Consider the following 20,353-nt stretch of genomic DNA (forward strand, 5'->3'; position numbering starts at 1 on the left):
GCCCGCCTCCCCCGGCCGGGGCGGCGGGCGCTCACCGTGCTGAACCGCGTGGGTGGCCGTCCCCGTTCTCCCGGGCACAGCCACCCGCCGACCAGAGGACCGCCGCCCATGGCCATCAACCCGCCCGAGGGGATCGCCGACTTCCTCGCCTTCGTGTCGGGCATGGAGTGGCCCGAGGCCGACGAGGACCTCATGCGGCGGGTGGCCGAGCACTACAGCACCATCGCGGACGACCTGGAGACGCTCTCCGGGTACGTCATCGAGCTCATCCCGATCGTCAAGAACGACTTCGAAGGCGAGGCCGCCGAGTCGTTCCTGGTCTCGATGCGGGACCTGACGGGCCAGACGGCGGGCGCGAACCAGCTGGAGCAGACGGCGGAGCTGTCGCGTCAGCTGTCCGAAGTGGCGCTGAAGGTCGCCAACCAGGTCGAGTACTCGAAGATCATGGCCATCCTCCAGCTGGTGCAGCTGCTGGCCGAGATCCTCTTCGCCACCCTCTTCTCCGCCTTCACCTTCGGCGCGGTCTGGGGTCCCGTGTCGGCGCTCTTCGCCGCGACCCGCGAGGGCCTCCACCAGCTCTTCCGCTGGCTGCTCCAGACGATCCTCAGCCAGACCTTCATCGGCATCATGGGCGGCGTCTTCCAGGACACCGTGATCCAGCTCTACCAGCTCACCTCGGGCCACACGACGAGCTGGAACATGGAGTCGCTGCTCGACTCCGTCAAGCAGGGCGCGCTGAGCGGCGTCGTCGCCGGTCCGCTGGAGATCCTGTCCCACTACGGCGGCAAGATCCTCGGCCGGCTCCTCGGCGGCAAGCCGCCGGGCTCGATCATCAGCAAGCGCGTCGACGACGTCCTCAACAAGGTCGACGACAACCTCGACAACGTCACGCCGAACCCGAAGCCGGACCTGCCGCCGGGCGGGGCGGGCAAGCCGGGCGGCCCCGAGGGGCCGAAGGCGAAGGAGGACCTGCCGCCGACCCCGCCGAACACGCCGCCGAAGGACGTGACCCCGCCGCCGGTGCCGCCGAAGAAGACCGAGGCGACCCCGCCGCCGGTCCCGCCGAAGACCGAGGTGGCCCCGCCGGTCCCGCCGAAGACCGTCGGCGACGGCCTCGCCTCCCCGCCCGTCACCACCCGTCCGAAGCCGGAGGCGCCGGTCGGCGCCGGGGCCAAGGAGAAGCCGGGCGCTCCGGCGACGGGGAAGCCGGGCGCTCCGGCCACCGGCAAGGGCGACGTCCCGACCGCCCCGCCGAAGGCGGACGTCCCGACGACCGGCAAGGGCGAGGTCCCGGGCGCCAACAAGGGCGACGTGCCCACGACCGGCAAGGGCGAGGTGCCCGGCGCGAACAAGGGGGACGTGCCGACCGGCAACAAGGGCGACGTCCCGGGTGCGAACAAGGGCGACGTGCCCACGACGGGCAAGGGTGACGTGCCCGGTGCCAACAAGGGCGACGTGCCCACGACCGGCAAGGGCGAGGTGCCCGGCGCGAACAAGGGGGACGTCCCGACCACCGGCAAGGGCGACGTGCCCGGCGCGGAGAAGCCCGAGGTGCCGAACGCGCACAAGACGGAGGGCGGCGACACGGCCGGTGCGGGCGCCGGAGCCGGGGCGGGCAAGACCGGCTCCGGGGACGTGCCCACGGCGGGCGCGGGCTCCAAGGTGCCCGACGCGTCCGACGCGTCGGGATCCGCAGGCCGTACCGCGGGCGACGCGGAGAACCCGCTGGACGACCTCCTGTCCACCCCGGAGGCCCGTTCGGCCTTCGCCAAGGACATCGGCGAGCTGTTCGGCGGGGTCACCCGCAACCTGGAGACCGGCTTCATGCGGCACGGCGCCGGAAGCATCGCGGACTCCTTCTCCGAGAAGATGGGCGAGGTCTTCAAGAAGCACCTCGCGCACGAGGGCGCGGAGGAGGCGGGCAAGGACTTCGGCAAGATGCTGACCCAGCAGTGGGGTCGCGCCGGAGCCGATCACACCGGCCTGTCCCAGGCGCTCACCGAGGCGATGGGCGACCTGGGCAACCTGGCGCCGCTCAAGAACCTCGCCGACTCGATGCCGACCCTGTTCGCCCGCTCCGAGCACACCAACGCCCTCGCCCGCATCTTCAAGCAGGAGAACCCGCTCCAGGGCAACCCGATGTACCAGCTCGGCGGAGCCGTCGCCTCCCTCCTCAACGAGGGTACGAGCGAGATGCTCAGCGAGGGCTTCTACAACATGATCTTCGGGGACGGCACGTTCTCCGTCAGCGGCGGCCCGTTCGCCTCCGGCGTGGCCATGGGTGCGCTGAGCGCCGGTCTGCACCGGGCGTTCGAGCCGGTGATGGTGAAGTACCAGAACTGGGTCCTCAGCCACCAGCACGCCGACAACCCCACCGACAGCAAGTACTTCGGGCTGCTGCACCCCATCAACATCGCCTCGTTCGTGTCGAACATGACGGGCAATCCCGCGCCCTGGCCGGTCCCCCGCCCCACGGCGAGCACCGAACAGACCAGCTTCAAGCAGGACATGAAGGACATGGTGAAGTGGGTCTTCTCCCACCCCATCAGCGGCACTCCCTTCTTCTCCGACCTGCCGGACCGGCCGGACGCCACGGCCGACGGCGACGGTGACGCCTTCACGCCGCTCGACCTGGACCTCGGGCCGTCGTTCGGCGACGAGATCGCCAAGGACCCGCTGTTCCGCACCGAGTCGGACGGCGACCTGACCTCGGACGACGGTCTGACGTCGGACGGGAAGACCGACGACGTCCTCGCCGGGGAGGACGCCGGCGACACCGCCGTCACCGCGCCGCCCCGGGCCACCGTCTCCTCCGACCTCTCCTCCCTGCTGGGCGACGACGCGGAGATCCCGGCCCCCACCCAGGCGAACAGGCCCGTCACCCTGAGCGGCGGCGACCAGTTCAGCGCCCCCCTGACCCGGGACGACGACGCCCCGGCGCAGGCACAGGCGACGCCCAGGTTCCCCGGTGACTGGGCGCACCTCCCCACGCCGAGCGACGACGAGCTGTCGTACCTCGACGTCGGTGACGGCGACGTCAGGACCAAGGGCACGAACGACGGCAACGCCCTCACGCCCCCCGACGACAAGGCCCAGGAGAAGGCCGAGGACAAGGCCGACGACAAGATCGACGGCGACGACAACGACGACCGCAGCGGCGAGAACAAGCACGAGAACGCCGTCGAGAACGACGACAGCGCCATCGCCCGCGGCAACGACGACGACCGCGACCGCGACCGCGACGACGACACCCCGTCCGACCCGCCGCCCGTCCGGGACATCCCCTCCGGCATCGCCCTGGGCGTCCTCAGCCCCGCCCAGACCACCGCCCTCCAGGCCGTCCCGAAGCGCGACGGCGTCTTCGTCGTCGGCATGCACACCGACCCGGACGCCCCGAACGACCCGGCCACCGTCCTCAAGGCGCTCACCGACGCCCACGACGAGGGCCGCCTCGACGGCGTCACCGAGATCCAGTTCACCGCCTGCAACCTCGCCGCGCCCGTGCACGAGAGCACGGTCAGGACCGTCATGAGCGGGCTGTGGAAGCACCGCGCGCAGTCCGGCACCACGGCCACGCCGGACCCGCTCACCGCCCGCGCCGCCGACGCCCCCGTCTGGTACGTGCCCACGACGGGCGGCGACGGGACGGGCGGCCACCTCCTCACCGCCCAGCACATCGGGCTCACCGGTGACGGGAAGATCGCCGTCGTGGACCGGGGCGCCTGGCACGTCTACGGCGACAGCGGCGACCAGGACCACACCCCCGTCCGTACGACCCCCGACCCGGACGCCCTCCCCGACGACGCGGTCTCCTTCCTCTTCCGCACGCCGGGGGTGAGGGAAGTGCACCCGGACGCGGTCAAGTTCGGCGACGGGGACCACACACCGGCCGACAACGGCGAGGGTTCCAGCACCGGTGCGGGCTCCCGGCCCTCCCCGGAACAGGACCGGACGCCCTCCGACGACGACCCGCCCGCCGTGCCCCGGGACGCCTTGTCCGACGCCCTGGTCCGCATCCGGTACCGGGAGGAGTCAGAGTGGTTCGAGAGGCAGCTCGCCAACCGCCTGTTCGACGTGCCGCAGGTGCACCAGATGGCCACGCTGCTGTCGACCAGCGTCCTGAACGCCTTCCGCGGCAACCCTGGCCTCTACAACCGGCTGAGCCAGCCCAGCAGGTCCACTCCCGGGGCCGTGGGCTCCTCCCCCCTGGAGTGGGAGCGGGTCGGGAGCGAGGGCAACACGCGGGAGCGGATGACCCTGTTCTTCCAGTCCATCGCCTCTCTGGCCCTTCCCGAATTCGTCCGCGTTCCCGCCGACTATCCGGCCGAGCTGCACCGTGAGCGCCTCCAGCGGGAGAGCAACCCCGACGCACACGACTACAAGCTGCTCAACGACCTGCGCACGAGCATGTCCGTCGAGCGGTGGAACAGCCCCGAGCTCGCCCGGTACAACGAGAAGTGGCACGCGCTCGACTCCGTCCTGCGGCCGTTCCGGGCGGACGAGGTGGTCCCGCCCCTGAGCGCGACCGAGCGGAGAAGGGCGGTGAACAGCCGGGGCACGATGAACTGGAACCCCGGCGGAGCCAGCCTGCACATCCGCATGGACCAGCCCTACCAGCAGTCCGCCGAACAGGCCGGCCGGCTGGTCAGGTCGGGCACCTCCGGATCGGGCTACTACTTCCACCTGTACGCCGAACTGCTGGGCCGGCAGCTCGGTTTCCACGTCGACCACGGGGTGCTGCGGCTCGCGATCATCGCCACCTTCGTCAGCGAGGGGCACCACACCCTGCCCGAGGTGATGGCGTCCTCCTCGCTGTTCGCCAGGGAGTACCTCACGTCCCAGCCTCCGCGCCCGGACGTCGAGGCCCTGCTCCAGCCGGCCGACGACGACACGCCGCGGTGGGACCGCTACACGGCCCTGGCCCCGCTGCACCCGGACTTCCTGCGCCGCGGGGTGGCCCGCGAGGGCCTCTTCCCCCACGAGCACGCCGAGGACTTCCGGCGCCGTCTGCGGGAAGCACCCGACCCGGAGCCGTCGCCGCTCCCCGACGACGCGGACCCCGACGACGACACGGCCAGCGACGACGACACCGCCAGCCACATGAGCTACGAGACGGACACGGACGACGACGAGACGGACAGCGGAACCGACGAGAGCGACGCGAGCGACGCGAGCGACGCGAGCGACGAGGAGTACGAGACCGACGACACCGACCGGAGCGACGACGGCGCGGCCCCGCCCCTCGCGGGCGGCAAGCCCTCGCACGGCGGCGAGGGCACCGGCAGGCGGAACGACGAGGACCGGAACCGCGAGGACCGGGACGACGAGGGTCCCGCCTCCACGGAGTCCGGTTCCGTCCCGCACGACGCCGCCGGTTCGGCCCCGCGCGACGACGCCGGTGCCGCGTCCACGACCTCCCCCGTCCACGGCATCCCCTCCGGGATCGCCGTCGGTCCGCTCTCCCCCGCCCAGGCCGCCGCGCTCCACGCGCTCCCGCGGCGCGACGGCGTCTTCGTCGTCGGCACCCACACCGACCCGGACGCCCCGACCGACCCGGCCGTCCTCCTCAAGGCGCTCACCGACGCCCACGACGAGGGCCGCCTCGACGGCGTCACCGAGATCCAGTTCACCGGCTGCGGCCTCGGCTCGCCCGTGCGCGAGTCCACCGTCAGGACCGTCATGAGCGGCCTGTGGCAGCACCGCGCGAACTCGGGGGCCACGGGGCCCGACCCGCTCACCGCCCGCGCCGCCGACGCCCCCGTCTGGTACGTCCCCGGCGCCGACGGCCCCCATCCCCTGCTGACCGCCCAGCACATCGGGGTCACCCCCGACGGGCGGATCGCCGTCGTCGGCCAGGGCTCCTGGCACGTCTACGGCGACAGCGGCGACCGGGACCACACCCCCGTCCGTACGACCCCCGACCCGGACGCCCTGCCCGACGGCGCGGTGCGCTTCCCCACCCGTACGCCCGAGAGCGGTGCCGACCACCCCGACGCCGTCAAGTTCGGCACGGACGCCGGTCCGCCGGTCCCCCTGGCCGAGCGGCTGCCGCGGGACCGGTGGACGGCCCTGCTGTCCGACCCGGGGCAGGCGGACCTGCTCGCGGCGGTGACCGCCGTCCCGCGCGACCCGGACGGCGGCTGGCACACCATGGACGCGGAGGCGTACCAGGCGCTGCGGGAGCGGACCCGTGAGGAGGGCGGCCCCTCGGACGAGGTCGTCGAGGACGCGTTCGCGTACCTGCCCGACCCCGACACCGACCCCGACGAGCGCCTGACGGCCGTCGCGACCCTGATCAAGACCCTCCAGGACGGCGCCGACGAGGGGCCGGTGCGCCCCAGCGTCCAGATCCTGCTCCAGCGCCTGCTCCAGGACCAGGGCTTCCCGCCTGCCCGGCTGCCCGACGCCGCCCGGGAGGCGGCGTTCTGGTCGGGCAACGAGCCCAAGGCCCTGGCCACCGAGCTGGCCCTCGGCATGGCCGACGCCGCCCGCGCCACGGACGCCCCCCTCACCGGGGAGATCACGATCACCCCGGCGGCGGCGCCGTCCGACGCGGCCCTGACCGGCCTGCTCCCGAACCCGAACCCGTTCCCGGACCGGCAGGCCCTGCTCCGGGAACTGCTGGCAGACGCCGGGCGCGACGGAAGCCCCTGGCACACCCTGGACGCCGACGCCTACCTCGCCCTGCGCTCCCGGATCGCGGGCGGCCCGCCCGCCGAGCCCGACCCGCGGGTGCGGGAGGACGTCGAGCGGATCCTGCGGGAGTACGGGACGGCCGTCCGCGCGGCCACCACCCGCACGGACCAGCTGAAGGCCGTCGCCGACGCCGTCCTGAAGCTGCACCAGACCACCGGCCTCCCGGGATCGCCGGAGGACGCGCTGGCCGCCCACTCCCGCTTCCTGGTCCCCCGGATGCTGCTGGACCTCGGCATCACCCCGGTGCCCCTGCCGGGCAGGCTGCACGGCAAGGCGGCCTGGCAGAATCCGACGGACAGGATGCGGGAGTCCCGGCTCACGGCCTTCGCCACCAGCGTCGGCAACTCCGTCCTGACCTCCCACACCACCCCGGCCCCGGTGAACGACGGCAGCACCGGCGCCGGTACCGGCCCGGCGGACCGGCGGACGACCGGCGGCGCCACCCCCGACGCCCCGGCCCCCTCCGCACCGGTCTCTCCCGAGGCGCCCGCCGCCCCCGAGGCACCGGCCTCCCCCGCCCCCCGGAAGACCCCCGCACCCGACGAGGAAACCGCCCCCGAGCCCCGCGACTGGCGGAAGGAGCTGGACGCCCTCGGCACCCGCACCCGGGAGGAGACCACCGTCTACCTGCCGCTCCCGGAGCACCCGGCCGGGCTGGTGGGCCGCGCGGACCGGCTCCTGCGGACCGGCGACCGCCCGTACACCACCCTCTTCAAGGACCTCCCGCCCGGCACGGAGCACTGGCTGGCGGTACGGGTCCCCGCCGGGGACGGCGTCGACACCGGCGACGGACGGATCCTGGTCGGCAAGGACCGGCTGGCGGACGCGGCCCTCACCGGCCCCGACACCGTGCTCGCCTCCCTCCAGGACCTCGAACGCGGACTGCGGCCCGCCGGCGGCCCGGACGGCCCCCTGCCGCTCGCCGTCCTGAGCCGCGTCGGACAGGCGCGGTACGTCAACCCGGGCGCCGACGAGCACCACTCCGCCGTCCGGACGGCGGTCCGGCTGGCGTACGCCGACGCGTCCCGCGACGCCGAGCGGCCCCTGGGCACGTACCTCGCACAGCGCGAGGACGTCCAGAACCACGTGGAGATGCTGGTGAAGGCCGTGTGGGAGAAGCTCCCGGACGACGCGCGCCGCAAGCTCGGCACCCCGGGGAAGGCCGGCAGCGGATCCGTCGGCGACGACCTGGACACGCTGCGGGAGGTCGTCGAGAACGGAAACATCCGCGAACGGATGCACCTGCTCATCACCGGCGTCCACGGTCCCCTCCTGGGGGCACTGGGGCTGACGAAGCCCAAGCCGGCGATCCTCGCCCGCGAGTGGAACACCCCTGAGCAGGAGCGGGAGCCGGAGCCGGGGGAGCCCAAGCCGAGGAAGACCCAGCAGGAAACCGACATCGTCGAGAGCATCAAGGAGGAGCAGGCCCGGCTGCGGCGGGAGGAGGCGGACAACCCCGACCTGGAGTCCCTCCTGCACGCCGAGGAGAGCCGTCGGCGCACCGACCTGCGCACCGAGGACCTCGTGCCGCCGCTCAGCGCGCGCGAGGAGCGGCACGTCCTGGAGGACGGGCGGCTGACGTGGGAGCCCGGCGAGCGGCACCGGCAGATCTCGCTCTTCACCGAGAGCCAGGTGACCGCCGAGGGCACCGGCGGCCTGATGAGCGCGGGAACGTCGAACACGACGTACTTCACGATGATGGTCGTCCACACCATGGCCCAGAAGTGGAACGTCCCCGTCGACTACCGGCTGGTCCGGCTCGCCCTGATGGCCGACATGCTCCCGGTCGGGCACCACACCTTCCACGAGGTGATGACGGCGGCCGAGGCGTTCGAGCGGGACCGGATGCTCCCGAAGCCCGGCGGGAAGACCCCGCCCCGCGACGCGGTCCTGTCGTACACCGACGACTGGACCCGGTTCCGTTCGCTCGCGCCGCTGACCGAGAAGGAGCTGCGGGACGCCATGCCCGGCGGCAGGTTCCCCGACGAGGTCGCCCTCGGGCTCGAAGCGCACGAGCGGACCCCCGACGCGCTGCCCGCCACCCCGTCCGACACTCCGGTACGGCGCACCCTGCGGACACTCCCCGCCGGCGAACTGCACACGCTCCTGGACGGCACGCCCGGCCTGACCGACCGCACCGCCGGACTGCTGCGCGAGGCGCTCGGCGACGACAGGAGCAGCGCCCGCGACTGGCGCCGGCTCCACGCCGACTCCTACCTGGACCTGCACCGGCGGGCCACCGGGACCGACACCGCCCCCGACCCGCAGACCGGTGTGTGGGACGAACTCGGCTCCCTCATGGACCGCTGGTACGGCGGGACCATGGACGTCCCCGAGCCGGACGCGCTGCGGGAGAGCCTCGACTCCGCCTTCGACGACTACTACACCGCCGTGGAACGCGCGCCGGGCGACCGGAGCCGGCTGACGGCCCTCGCCGATCTGCTCGTGAGGCTGCGGCAGGACGGCAACCTCCCGACAGTCACCGAGAGCAACCCTCCGACTACCGATGGGAACGGCCTTCCGCCGGCCGGCGCGGACGTCTCCACCACCCTCGGCGTGGTGGCGCAGCGGCTCCTGGTGGACCAGGGCTACCCGCCCGCGCTGTGGGGCGAGGACACCGGCACCCCCGGCTTCTGGCCGGACGACGCGCCCTCCATGGTCCGCAGACTGGAAGAGGCCGTCGCCGACTTCACCCGCCGCGCACCGGTGCGGCGGACCCCGGCGGGCCTCGCCGTCGGCCCCATGAACGCGGCCCAGTCCCGGGCCCTGAACTCCCTCCCGGCGGCCCCCGGCGTCTTCGTCGTCGGCACCCACACCGACCCGGACGCCCCGACCGACCCCGCCGCCCTCCTCAAGGCACTCACCGACGCCCACGACGAGGGCCGCCTCGACGGCGTCACCGAGATCCGCTTCACCGGCTGCGAACTCGGCTCACCCGTGCACGAGTCCACCGTCAGGACCGTCATGAGCGGCCTGTGGCAGCACCGCGCGGGGTCCGGCACGACCGCACCGGACCCGCTCACCGCCCGCGCCGCCGACACCCCCGTCTGGTACGTCCCCGGCACCGACGGCCCCGACGGCGAGCCGCGCCTCCTGGCGGCCCGGCACATCGGGGTCACCCCCGACGGGAAGATCGCCGTCGTCGGCCAGGGCTCCTGGCACGTCTACGGCGACAGCGGCGACCGGGACCACACCCCCGTCCGCACCCTCTCCGACCCGGACGCCCTGCCCGCCGACGCGGTGCGCGAGACCGAGGCGGACACGTCCCCCCACCCCGACGCGGTGCGATTCGGCGAGGAGGACGGCACGGACTTGCTGACCGTGGTCTTCGGGCCCTTGGGCGAGCCCGCCACGCCCCGGATCCTGAACGTACAGTTCACCGAGAAGACCAAAACGCTCAACCCGGCCCAGCGCGACGAGGTCGACCGCTTCACCCAGGAGCTGCTGCCCGAACTGCGGCGCCGCAAGCAGGCGGGGGAGGAGTCGCTGCGGGTCACCGTGACCGCGGGGGGCAACAACCGCCTCTCCTCCGAGGCGGCGCAGAACCGGGTCTCGGCCCTCGTCGACTCGATCACCACAAGCGTGCACAAGCATGACCCCGAACTGTCCGGTCTGATCTCCTTCGACCAGAAGCCGCGCAAACTCTCGCTTCTGGAAACCTTCACCCCGACCGACGCGGAGCAGGCGGAGGCCCGTCGCCTGGGCACCGTCTCCGGCGAGGTCCGGACGCTGACGCCGTATGTCGAGAAGGCCCGGGACCTGCTGCACAGGCTGCCCGTCGCCGATGTCCGGCCGGAGGATCTGGCGCTCGTCGTCAAGCGCGCCGAGGAGGACCAGCTCCGGCACGCGGAGGGGCAGGAGGCCGACCGTTCGGCGGACGAGACGTTCGCGACCGTGTACGAGCGGATCAGGCCCTACTGGCACCCGTTGCAGACGGGCGTCACCCTCTCGTCCGAAGCCCTTTCCCGGCTGCGGGACCTGACGCACGGCTCAGAGACGTTCCCCCTGGACGATCTGGTGCCCGGCGCCTCGGCGGCCGTCTGGACGCCCCGGCAGCGGCACGTGCCCGTGGGCGAGGACGCGATCGTCGAGGTGCGACCGCTGATCGGCTGGTCCGCCGGCGACGCCACCGCAGGGGGGACCTTCTCCTTCCTCCCCGGCGCCCACTACGAGGTGACGTCGGTGACGCGCGGTCCGGGCGGCCGTCCCCTGGTGAAGATCCGCGAGGTGGATCCGGCGGCGCCCGAGGGCTCCGCGCGGGGCCGGTCCCGGCGGACCGACCCCGACGCCCCGGTGATCGGGGTTCCCGGCATGAGCTACCCGGGACCGAGCCGCCCCACCGCCACCGGCCCCCAGTGGGAGCAGAACCGGTACGCGTTCAGTTCGAAGTTCTACGTCCACCGGGGCGAGGCCGAGGTGGAGCTGTGGAACGGGGTCCCGCACGTGCGCTTCTACACAGCCTCGTACGCGGAGGTGAATCTCAGCATCCCCGAGGAAGGCGGTGGGCGCGCGACCGCGATCGTGGCCCGCAAGGAGGACGACTTCAAGGACATCCAGCAGGATCCCCGTACGGGGCGGGTGGTGTTCTGCACGGGTTCCGGCGGCACGATGTGGACGAGCGTCGGCACCCCCATGCGTTCCGTCGCCTGGCTCATGAAGTACCAGGCGGCCGAGGACGCGGCCATGAAGAAGGCCAAGGCTAACGAGGAAGAGCAGGCCGCGAGCACGGCCGGGACGAGCAAGGAAAAGCGCCCCGCGGACAAGACCGGGACGAGCGAGGAGGAACACGCCCCGAGCAAGGCCCTGATCCGCTCCTACCTGGTTCCCCAGGACGTCTTCCACAGGATCACCACCGCCTCGCGCGACTTCGAAGATCCACAGGCGGGAAACGCGACGACCAACGTCGACCACTCCGGCGACCGCAACCAGTTCGGAATCCGGGGGGCCGAGCTGGACCTGCTCGTCGAGAAGGCCGTACCGGGGTCCCTCATCACCTACTACGACGGTCCGACGGACCACATGAGCGAGGACCCCGCCCTGCCCTACCCCACCTTCCCGAAGCACGGCGAGCACTTCCACGTGAACGAGCTCAGGGACCGGGTGGGCATGCCCAGCTCCGAGAGTCCGAAGCTCGTCGGCCCGTACAACCCGTGGCTCAAGGACGCCACACCCCAGAAGGGCCCCTCGCACCAGAACGACGCGGCCGTCCTCGACCGAATCTCCACGAAGCTGCGCCAGCACTACATCACCTGGAAGCAGTCCCAGCAGGAGCCCTCCCTGCGCCAGACCGATCCGCTCCAGGACCGTGACCCGATCCCGTACAAGGGCCGCAAGAACGAGCTGGACAAGTTCCTCGCGGATCAGAAAAACCTCCTCGAATCCGGCGCCTTCGGAGACGACAGGGAACTGGCCATCGGCAAACTCATGGAAGGACCCGTCCTCCTCTGGGCCTCCCACGCGGCGATCGGCCACGAGCTCTCCCGTCAGGACAAGGAGGTCGCCGCCGACCTGAACGTGGGCCGGGACAGCGTGTCGCAGGACTTCGCCACGCTCCGCGACGCCCTGCCGGAAGTGATCGCCCAGCAGATCGAAACGGGTGCCGAGCTGACCTCGATGGTGGAAACCGGGGAGAGCGCGCAGAGCATGCTGGACCTCCTGGCGGAGAAGTCGCCCGAGCTCGACAGCCGTTACCGGATGATCTGCGCCAAGTCGGAGGAGTACACCTTCTACCAGCACGCGCAGATGGTGGCCGGTCAGTACCTCAAACTCGCCGCCTCCACAACCGGGAACGACGCCCGTCTGGTCCCCGTGGACGTCGTCGTCAAGGCGATCCTCTTCCACGACATCGAGAAGCTGAACTCACAGGGGATGTACGGGAAGGACAAGGCCGAGCACGACAAGGAGCCGGAGCACCGCGGCGCCGTGGAGCTCATGCGCACCTACCAGCGCCTCTGGGGAGACCCCCACGACGCGACGGTGGCCCGCGCCTTCCGTGCCGCCGTGGCCATGGTCGACTCCGACCCGCTGGGGTTCTACTTCCGGGAGAAGAGCACCGCCGACGAGACGTTCCTCTGGATCACGGAGAAGGCCCTCCAGCTGACGGACCGGCCGGAGACGGTCGTGGTGGACGGCCGGCGCCGCCCCGCTCCTCTCGGTGACGCGGAGCTCCGCGACATCCGGAAGTTCTTCCACGAGTTCGTCCAGTACTACCAGGCGGACCTCTCCTCCTACACGACGTACAGCAGCTACCGCTCCGACGGCACCACGCAGAGCGGAAAGAACACCTACAACAAGTACTTCCTGCCCCCCGCGGGCACTTTCGTCGGGGGCGAGGGACCCCTCCTCGCCCCCGACGGGACCCCGGCCCCCGAGGAGGGCTTCCCGCGCTACCACAGGTTCAAGTTCTCCCCGCACCAAGACAGCGCGAACAAGCCCTCGTACGAGGAGAAGTACGCCGAGCTGGCCGCGATGTTCGCGGACAACGACGCCGTGCGCAGTAATTTCGAGCGCACCGAGACGTCGCGTCTCCGCCTGGTGACCGAGAAGTTCGAAGACCCGGCGAACCCCCAGCCGTCCCCCACGTCGGAGCAGACGCAGAGCGACGAGGACGGCTCGTCGGACAGCGATTTCTACGGAATCGACTTCGCCCCCATGCCCGGCGAAGAGGACGGCAACGGCGCGGACACGGACTCCGACGGCGGCCTGACGGGCCTCTTCAACGAAGAGGGCGGGGACGGCATCACCCCCTTCGGCGGCGGCGACGGCCCCGCCCCCGGTGCGCGGGGGACCTCCGCCGAGAGGATCGCCGAACTCGCCGACGCCCTCGCCCGGTCCCACCAGGACAACGAGACCCACCACCTCGTCGATCCCGACGCCGGTACGGCCGAGTCGGACCGCATCCGGAGGGTCGTCGCGCGCTTCCCCCGGGACGACCGGTTCTTCACGCTCGCCGGGCACGTCACGGGGAGCGACGGCGCGCCCGTCTGGCACGGGCACCCGGTCACCCCCGACGAGCTGGCCGGGGCGCTGTCCCGGCTCGCCGACGACGGGGTGTGGGACACGGCGAAGCCGCTGCGGTTCGCCGCCTGCGGGCTGGGCGGCGACGTGGAGCACTCGTACGCCGCCGACACGCTGCGGGCGCTGCGGGAGCTGCGGCCCGATCTGCCGCTCACCGCGTACGCCCCCCGGTCCACGCTGTGGTTCGTCCCCTCGGTGACCGGTACGGACTCCTCGGGCACCGGGCACACGGTCGTGGCCCAGAAGGTCGCCTGGGGTGCCGACGGCAAGCCCCGGCTGGTCCCCGACCACTGGGTCAAGCTGTCCCTGCCGGCGGACGGGGACGGCACCGTGAAGGCCACCCTCCTCGGTGCCCACATGCCGCCGGACGGCGTCCTGCCCGACGACGCGCTCTCCCCCGACGACGTGCCGGTGACGACTCCGGCGCCGGAGGGCTATCTCGTCGACGACGGGACCGCGGACGGGGACGCCTCCCGCGCCGTGCCGTTCGGCCCCGTCACGAACGGCCGCGACGGCCAGGCCGAGAGCAGCGCCATGGCCCAACAGCGGGCCGAGCGGGCCGAGGCGCGGCGGCTCGCCGAGGAGGCCGAGGCGCAGCGGACCGCCGAGGCCGAGGCCGAGAAGAAGCGGCTCGCCGAGGAGGCCGGGGAGCGGCGCCGGGCCCGGCGTCACGCCCGGCGCCTCGCCGAGGCCGAACTCCGCGTGCGGGCCGGGCACCCCGCCGGCGCCACTCCCCTCACCGAGGCCCAGGTCGCCGACGCCGCCCGGCGCCTCGTCCTGGCAGAGGACGTCGCCGCCTCGCTCCTCGCCACCCCGCACCCCGACGACGCCGGAACCACCTCCTCCCCGGAGGACTCCTCGTCCGCGAAGGCCCCCTGGTACACCGCGCGGCAGGCGCTCGGCGACGGGCAGGTCCTGCCCTCGACCGAGGCGACCCTGCGGCGCCAGGACCTGCACCGGGCCCTGGCGCCCGGGGCGGAGGCGCTGGGCGGGAACAAGACGCTCCGCCGGATCGTGGGGAAGCTGGACCTGCTGATCGGCCGGGAGGCGTCGGCCGACTGGGACGGGTTCCTGCGCAAGGGCGCGGTCTTCCCCCTCGGCGACAAGATCGTGGTCGTGACCGCCGGTCCGGGCCGCCTCACCCGCGACCAGGACCGGACCACGGGGACGATGCCCCCGTACGCCACGCGGAACCAGGCCGTCGCCGGCCACGTCGAGTCCTCCGGCGGCAACCTCGGGCTCTCCGGCGGTCTGGACGTGGTGACGAAGCTGGTGGGCATGGGCGCCCTGACCGGCGTGACCCCGTCCGGCAAGATCCAGGCCGGTGCCACGTACGGCTCGGCCCGCACCGCCACGACGGAGACCCAGGCCGCCGGGCGGACCGTGCTCAAGGAGCTGGACGTGTTCACCGGAGGCGTGGACCTCCAGGTGCACGTCATCGACAAGGCGGGCTCCTCCCGCACGGCGCACGCGTCCCTGCCCGTGAAGCTGCGGTACGCCTTCCCGACCGGCGTCACCCCCGACGATTCGAAGGACGCCTCGAAGGACGACTGGAAGGTCGTCCGGCCCGAGGCGCTCAAGACCGTGCTCTCCACGGTCAACGCGGTCGCGCCGGGACCGCTCCTGGTCGACCTCGCCGCGACCCTGCGGAAGGCCAAGTTCGCCCCGGACGCCGTCTCCCGGCTCGTCGCCGACGTCTCCGACGGCTTCTTCAACGAGAAGTCGCTCAAGGACGGCAACCAGTGGTGGAGCACCGGGAGCCTGACCTCCCGGCCGTTCAGCGGCGGGGGGCTGCTGAAGCCGCTCGGCGGCCACTTCGTCGTCGGCGCCACCCTGACCGGCCTGCGGCACAAGGGCGACACCGCGAGCGCGCTGCGGGTGCGGGAGGACTTCTCCGGCACGTTCGGCGTGAAGTCGAGCGGCAAGCACGCCGACAAGTCGGGCCTCACGTTCGGCGCGACCATGCCGATGAGCACCTCGGGGTTCTCCTTCGCCCCCAGCGTGGAGGTGAGCCTCAGCGCGTCCCGCGCGCACAACTTCGACGTCGGCGGCTCCGACAAGAGCAAGGTGAAGATCAAGCACAAGGAGGAGATCCAGGCCGAGTACCAGGCCACGGCGCGGTTCCGGGTGGAGTTCTTCTCGACGTCCAAGCGGGCGCCGCTGACGTTCACCTCGACGGTGGAACTGGCCGTGGGCGTGCCCGCCTCCCGGTCCGCCGAGTTCGAGAACCTGCTGCTCGGCCCGGAGGGAGAGCGGGAGACGGCGGAGACGCAGCCGGAGCGGGACACCTCCCCGGTGGCCCCGTACCCCTCCCGCTTCCAGGACGTGGGGAAGGCCGTGCTCACCCTGCTGGGGCTGGCCGGCACCAAGCCGTCCCCCCTCCCCGACCCGAACGCACTGCCGTTCCCGAAGGAGCCCGTGACCGGGCCGGAGGGGCTGCTGAAGGTGGCCCAGAAGCATCCGATCGAGATCGCGGCGCCCCTCGGCGTGCTCCCGGCCGGTGACGCCTGGGCGGGACTGCGCGACAACTCGCGGGTGAAGCCGGTCGTCCAGGACCAGGTCTACACGGTGACCCCTCCGGGCACCCCCGGCCCGGCCTTCCGCTACCTGGTGGACGCCTTCGGGCGGATCACCGGCGTGGAGCGGATGCGCTCCTCCACCTTCACCGAGGCGTTCGGCGCGCTGACGGCAACGGACCTCGTGAAGCGGCTCACCGAGCTCAGCGAGAGCCGCCCCGAGCTCGTCTTCGAGGTGCGGTACCCGCCCGGCACCGCGTCGTATCGCATCCCGGACAACGAGACCGGCGCCCCGCGGCAGCGGATGGTGGTCCACCCCGGCCCGGCCGGAGAACCGACCGTGGACAGCGTCATCCACCACCCGGTCGAGCACGCCGCCCGCCCCGACGGGACGCCCGCGCCGGAAGCGGCACCGGTGCCGACGGTGGAGAACCCCCGGGACGCCCAGACGGTCGCCACCGGTCTGCGCGGTCTCCGCTCCCTCGTCCCCCACCGGTCCGTCGCGGTGCGCATCCACCCGGATTACGGCCCCTCCGCCGACCTCGTCACGGCCCTGGACCCCACGAACACGGCGAACGACGGGCTGGCCGTCCTCCTGGACGACCGCGCTCCCCGGACCGTCGAGAACGGGCGGCCCACCGGCTACGTGGTCGACGTGGCGGCGGACGGCACCGTCACCGGCCCCGTCCGGCTGCGGGACTTCGCCAAGGACCCGCGGGAACCGGCCGCCCTCGCCTCGCGCACCGGCCTCGGCTCCGGCGTGGCCGCCGAACTCCCCGGCGCCGACGACGTGCTGGCGGCCGCCCGGAGCTGGCTCGACGGCCATCTGAAGAACACCGGCCTGAAGGACACGCTGAGCCGGGAGGAGTACGCGCAGCTCCACCGGGAGCTGGAGGCGGCCTTCGGCACGCCCGCCCTGCGGGCCCGCTTCGCCGACCTCCTCGGCGCGGGATTCCCCCTCGTCCTGCACGTCGGCGGCCAGGAGATCCGGCTGCACGTGCGCAGCGAACTCCTCGACCTGTGGGGCACGTCCACCGAGGACGGCCTGTCGACGACCCGCGCGGTCACCCGCAACACCAACCAGGCCGTGGGCGTCGGCGACCAGTACGGCGGCTCGCTCTCCGCCGGTTTCACGCCGCGGTTCGAGCCCCGGGAGAACCACCGGGTCGAGATGCCCTCCGTCAAGGCCGCCGCCGGCGTCACCTTCTCGAACACCAAGGAGTCGGTGGCCGCCACCGTCAAGACCACCCGCGAGCAGGAGACCACCGGTGGCCACACCGTCTTCTCCTACGAGGTCTCCCACCACCTGACGGCGACGGTCCACACGAGCGGGGGCAAGCTGCTCTCCGGCTCCGGCCTGAGCGTCGAGGGCCCCGGCGTGTCCGCGAAGATCCGCGTCGGCGACGACCACCTGGGCTCCTCCGGCACGGCCCCCTCCGACACCCTCGGCACCGTGCGGGACCACGAGACGGACGCCACCGCCTGGGAGAGCCATGCCGAACAGCCGCTCCTCACCGGTCTCCGCCAGGGCACCGGAACCGTCCACCCCGAATTCCTCGGCACCTCCGACCTCACCCTCATCACCGCCCGGATGGTCACCGGGAACACCGGCGGGAAGCCGTCCGAGGGCCTGGCGGGCGAGTTCGCCCAGCACTCCGAGGACGCCGTCGGCGCCCTGGACGAGAAGGTCACCGAGGAGATCGAGAAGGTCTTCACGCCGACCTTCCTCCAGTCCCAGTTCGAGCAGCTCATCGGAGCGGACGGCGCGGTCTTCCCGCTGCCGGACACCTCGTCCGGCCTCACGCAGGCCCTCGTGGTCCGGCTGCTCCCGGGCCCGCTCCGGCACGAGGGGAGCGGCGACAGCACCAACCAGGGGTACGTGGCGGAGACCGGCACCAAGTCCGGCAAGGCCACGACCTCGTCGCACAACTTCGGCGCCGGCGCCGGCCTCGGCGGCTTCGCGAGCCTCAACGACAAGGGCGTCTCGGTCGCCGGAACCCTGACCCTGGACCAGACCCGGACGAGCACCACGGTGAAGACGGACGCCTCGGCGAACACCCTGTCCTCGACCCTCACCGACAAGGGCGCCACCCACCGCTACCGCGCCGACGCCCACTACGAGATCACCCACCACACCTGGAAGCCCGCGGACCGCCTCACGACCGTTCCGACGCAGCACACCTCGCGGAAGCGGTACGCGCAGGTGGAGGGCGGCCTGGAGCTGTCCCTGCCCGAGCCCGAGGCCCGCGCCCTGGAGCTCGGCGGTCTGCCCCCCGTGTCCTCCGAGGCGTCCTCCTCCACCGCCCCCGCCTCCCCTCCGGAGACCCGCGGCTATCTCGACGCCGACCTGGCGGAGGCCGTCGCGCACGTGGAGAAGCTCGACGCGGGGGCCGTCCTGCCCACCATCAGGAAGCTGATCGGCAATCTGCCGAAGATGTCGGAGCACCTCAAGGACGACATCCCCGCCGACCTTCACCGGGGCCTGAGTTCGGTCTTCTCCTCGGAATCGCTGCGCGCCAACTTCCCCTCGCTCCGCACCGGTTCGGTGCGCCAGCTGATCAAGCTGCGGCAGGTGAGCGGCGGCACCCGGCTGATCGGCATCCGGGTCACGGCGGCCTTCGGCGCCCCGTCCTACAGCGGTTCCCGCGACAACGTCACGCTCGCCACCAGCGACACCGCCACCCTGTCGAAGGCGGAGGCCGCCGGGACGTCGTACAAGACGAGCCTCCAGGGGTCCCTCACCGTGAAGGGGCTCAACGGGGAGGGCAAGGCCGTCGGCGGGGCCAAGGCCGGCGGCGGTCTGGAGCGGACCACCGGCTCGACCCTGACCGAGACCTCCTCGGAACGCGACCAGCACACCATGGAGTCCAGCGGCAAGGTCCGGCAGTTCACGTACCCGGTCGACTACACGGTGGAGGTCTTCGACGCCTCCGAGCCCCACCAGCTGACCCAGATGGCGGGGAGCGTGCTCAAGGCTCCCGTGAAGTTCGTCGACTGGGCCACGGACGGCCGGGCGGACCGCTGGTTCACCGAGCGGTGGGGCGAGCAGTGGAACCAGGTCTTCCCGTCCGGCCACAAGGCGAAGCAGACGAGCCCGCCCCTGACCGGAACGGCCAAGCTGCTGGTCCCCGACCACCTGACCGGGGAGACCGCCCCGACGCCCCCCGCGCGGACCGCGCTGACGCCCGCGGTCCGTCCGCAGGGCCCCTCGGCCGTGTCCCCGGAGGTGGGGCAGCTCAGCAAGGACCTGTCCTCCCGGATCCAGGCCCTCTCCCTGCCCCGGCTCGCCGAGGTCATGGAGTGGCTGCCCACCGCCGCCTCCCGGCAGCACCGCGTCGAGGCCGGGGACACCGAGCCGCTGAAGCGCGAGGACCTCGCCCCGGCGACCCTGCCGGGCCTGCGGACCGACCTGCTGACCACCGCGCGGAACCTGCGGGCCAACATCCGGCAGGTGCTCGACGGGGGGTACGCGATCCCGGTGGCGGGCGGCGGGAAGGTCACCGTGCGGCTCCTCGTCACCGGCGCCGAGCACCTCACCTCGGAGACCTTCGACACGAACGTGGAGACGGGCGTCCGGGAGCGGGAGTCGGAGCGCGAGCGGGAGAGGGGCACGGTCGCCTGGTCCGCCTCGCTCACCGCCGACGCCCGCCTCCGCTCGCTGGACGTCGGGAACCCGGAGGGCCCCGGCGCCTCCGAGCGCACCATGAACGCGAACCTCCAGCCCCTGAACGTCGGCGGGGAGTCCGGGAACAACCTCAGCACCAACCGGAGCGTGACGGTCGACGAGAAGGACAAGAAGAAGGGGCTCCAGCACTACTACCGGGCCGACGTCACCTGGGTCCTCACCGGCGACCGGAACACCACCGTGGAGATCAAGGTGCCCGGCGGCCTGATCGGCCTCCTGTCCGACACCTCGGTCGACACCTTGCTGGCGGACCACCAGGACCTCTTCGGGCCGAAGCCGGAGCCGAAGACGAAGACGAAGACCCCGGAGACCCCGGAGACCCCGGAGACCTCAGAGACCTCAGAGACGAAGGAGACGAAGGAGACCCCCAAGCCTTCGGAGCCCATCGTCCTGCCCCCGATGAAGTGGTAGGACCGGGCCCGTTCGCGCCGGATCTGAA

Annotated in this window: 1 protein-coding gene; it reads left to right on the top strand. The window is 72.6% G+C overall.

What is annotated here, in order from left to right; genetic code table 11:
• The first annotated feature begins 108 nt into the window (after positions 1-108).
• A complete protein-coding gene (locus IE219_RS28590) occupies positions 109-20,325 on the top strand; it encodes a WXG100-like domain-containing protein (protein ID WP_189982721.1) in 20,217 nt (6,738 codons plus the stop codon).
• Positions 20,326-20,353 lie beyond the last annotated feature (28 nt).

The organism is Streptomyces termitum, assembly GCF_014650175.1.
GTDB classification, from domain to species: Bacteria; Actinomycetota; Actinomycetes; order Streptomycetales; family Streptomycetaceae; genus Streptomyces; species Streptomyces termitum.

What these genes read in the sequence shown, in the direction of transcription:
- IE219_RS28590 (WP_189982721.1), top strand. Translation starts at nt 109, where the DNA reads ATGGCCATCAACCCGCCCGAGGGGATCGCCGACTTCCTCGCCTTCGTG.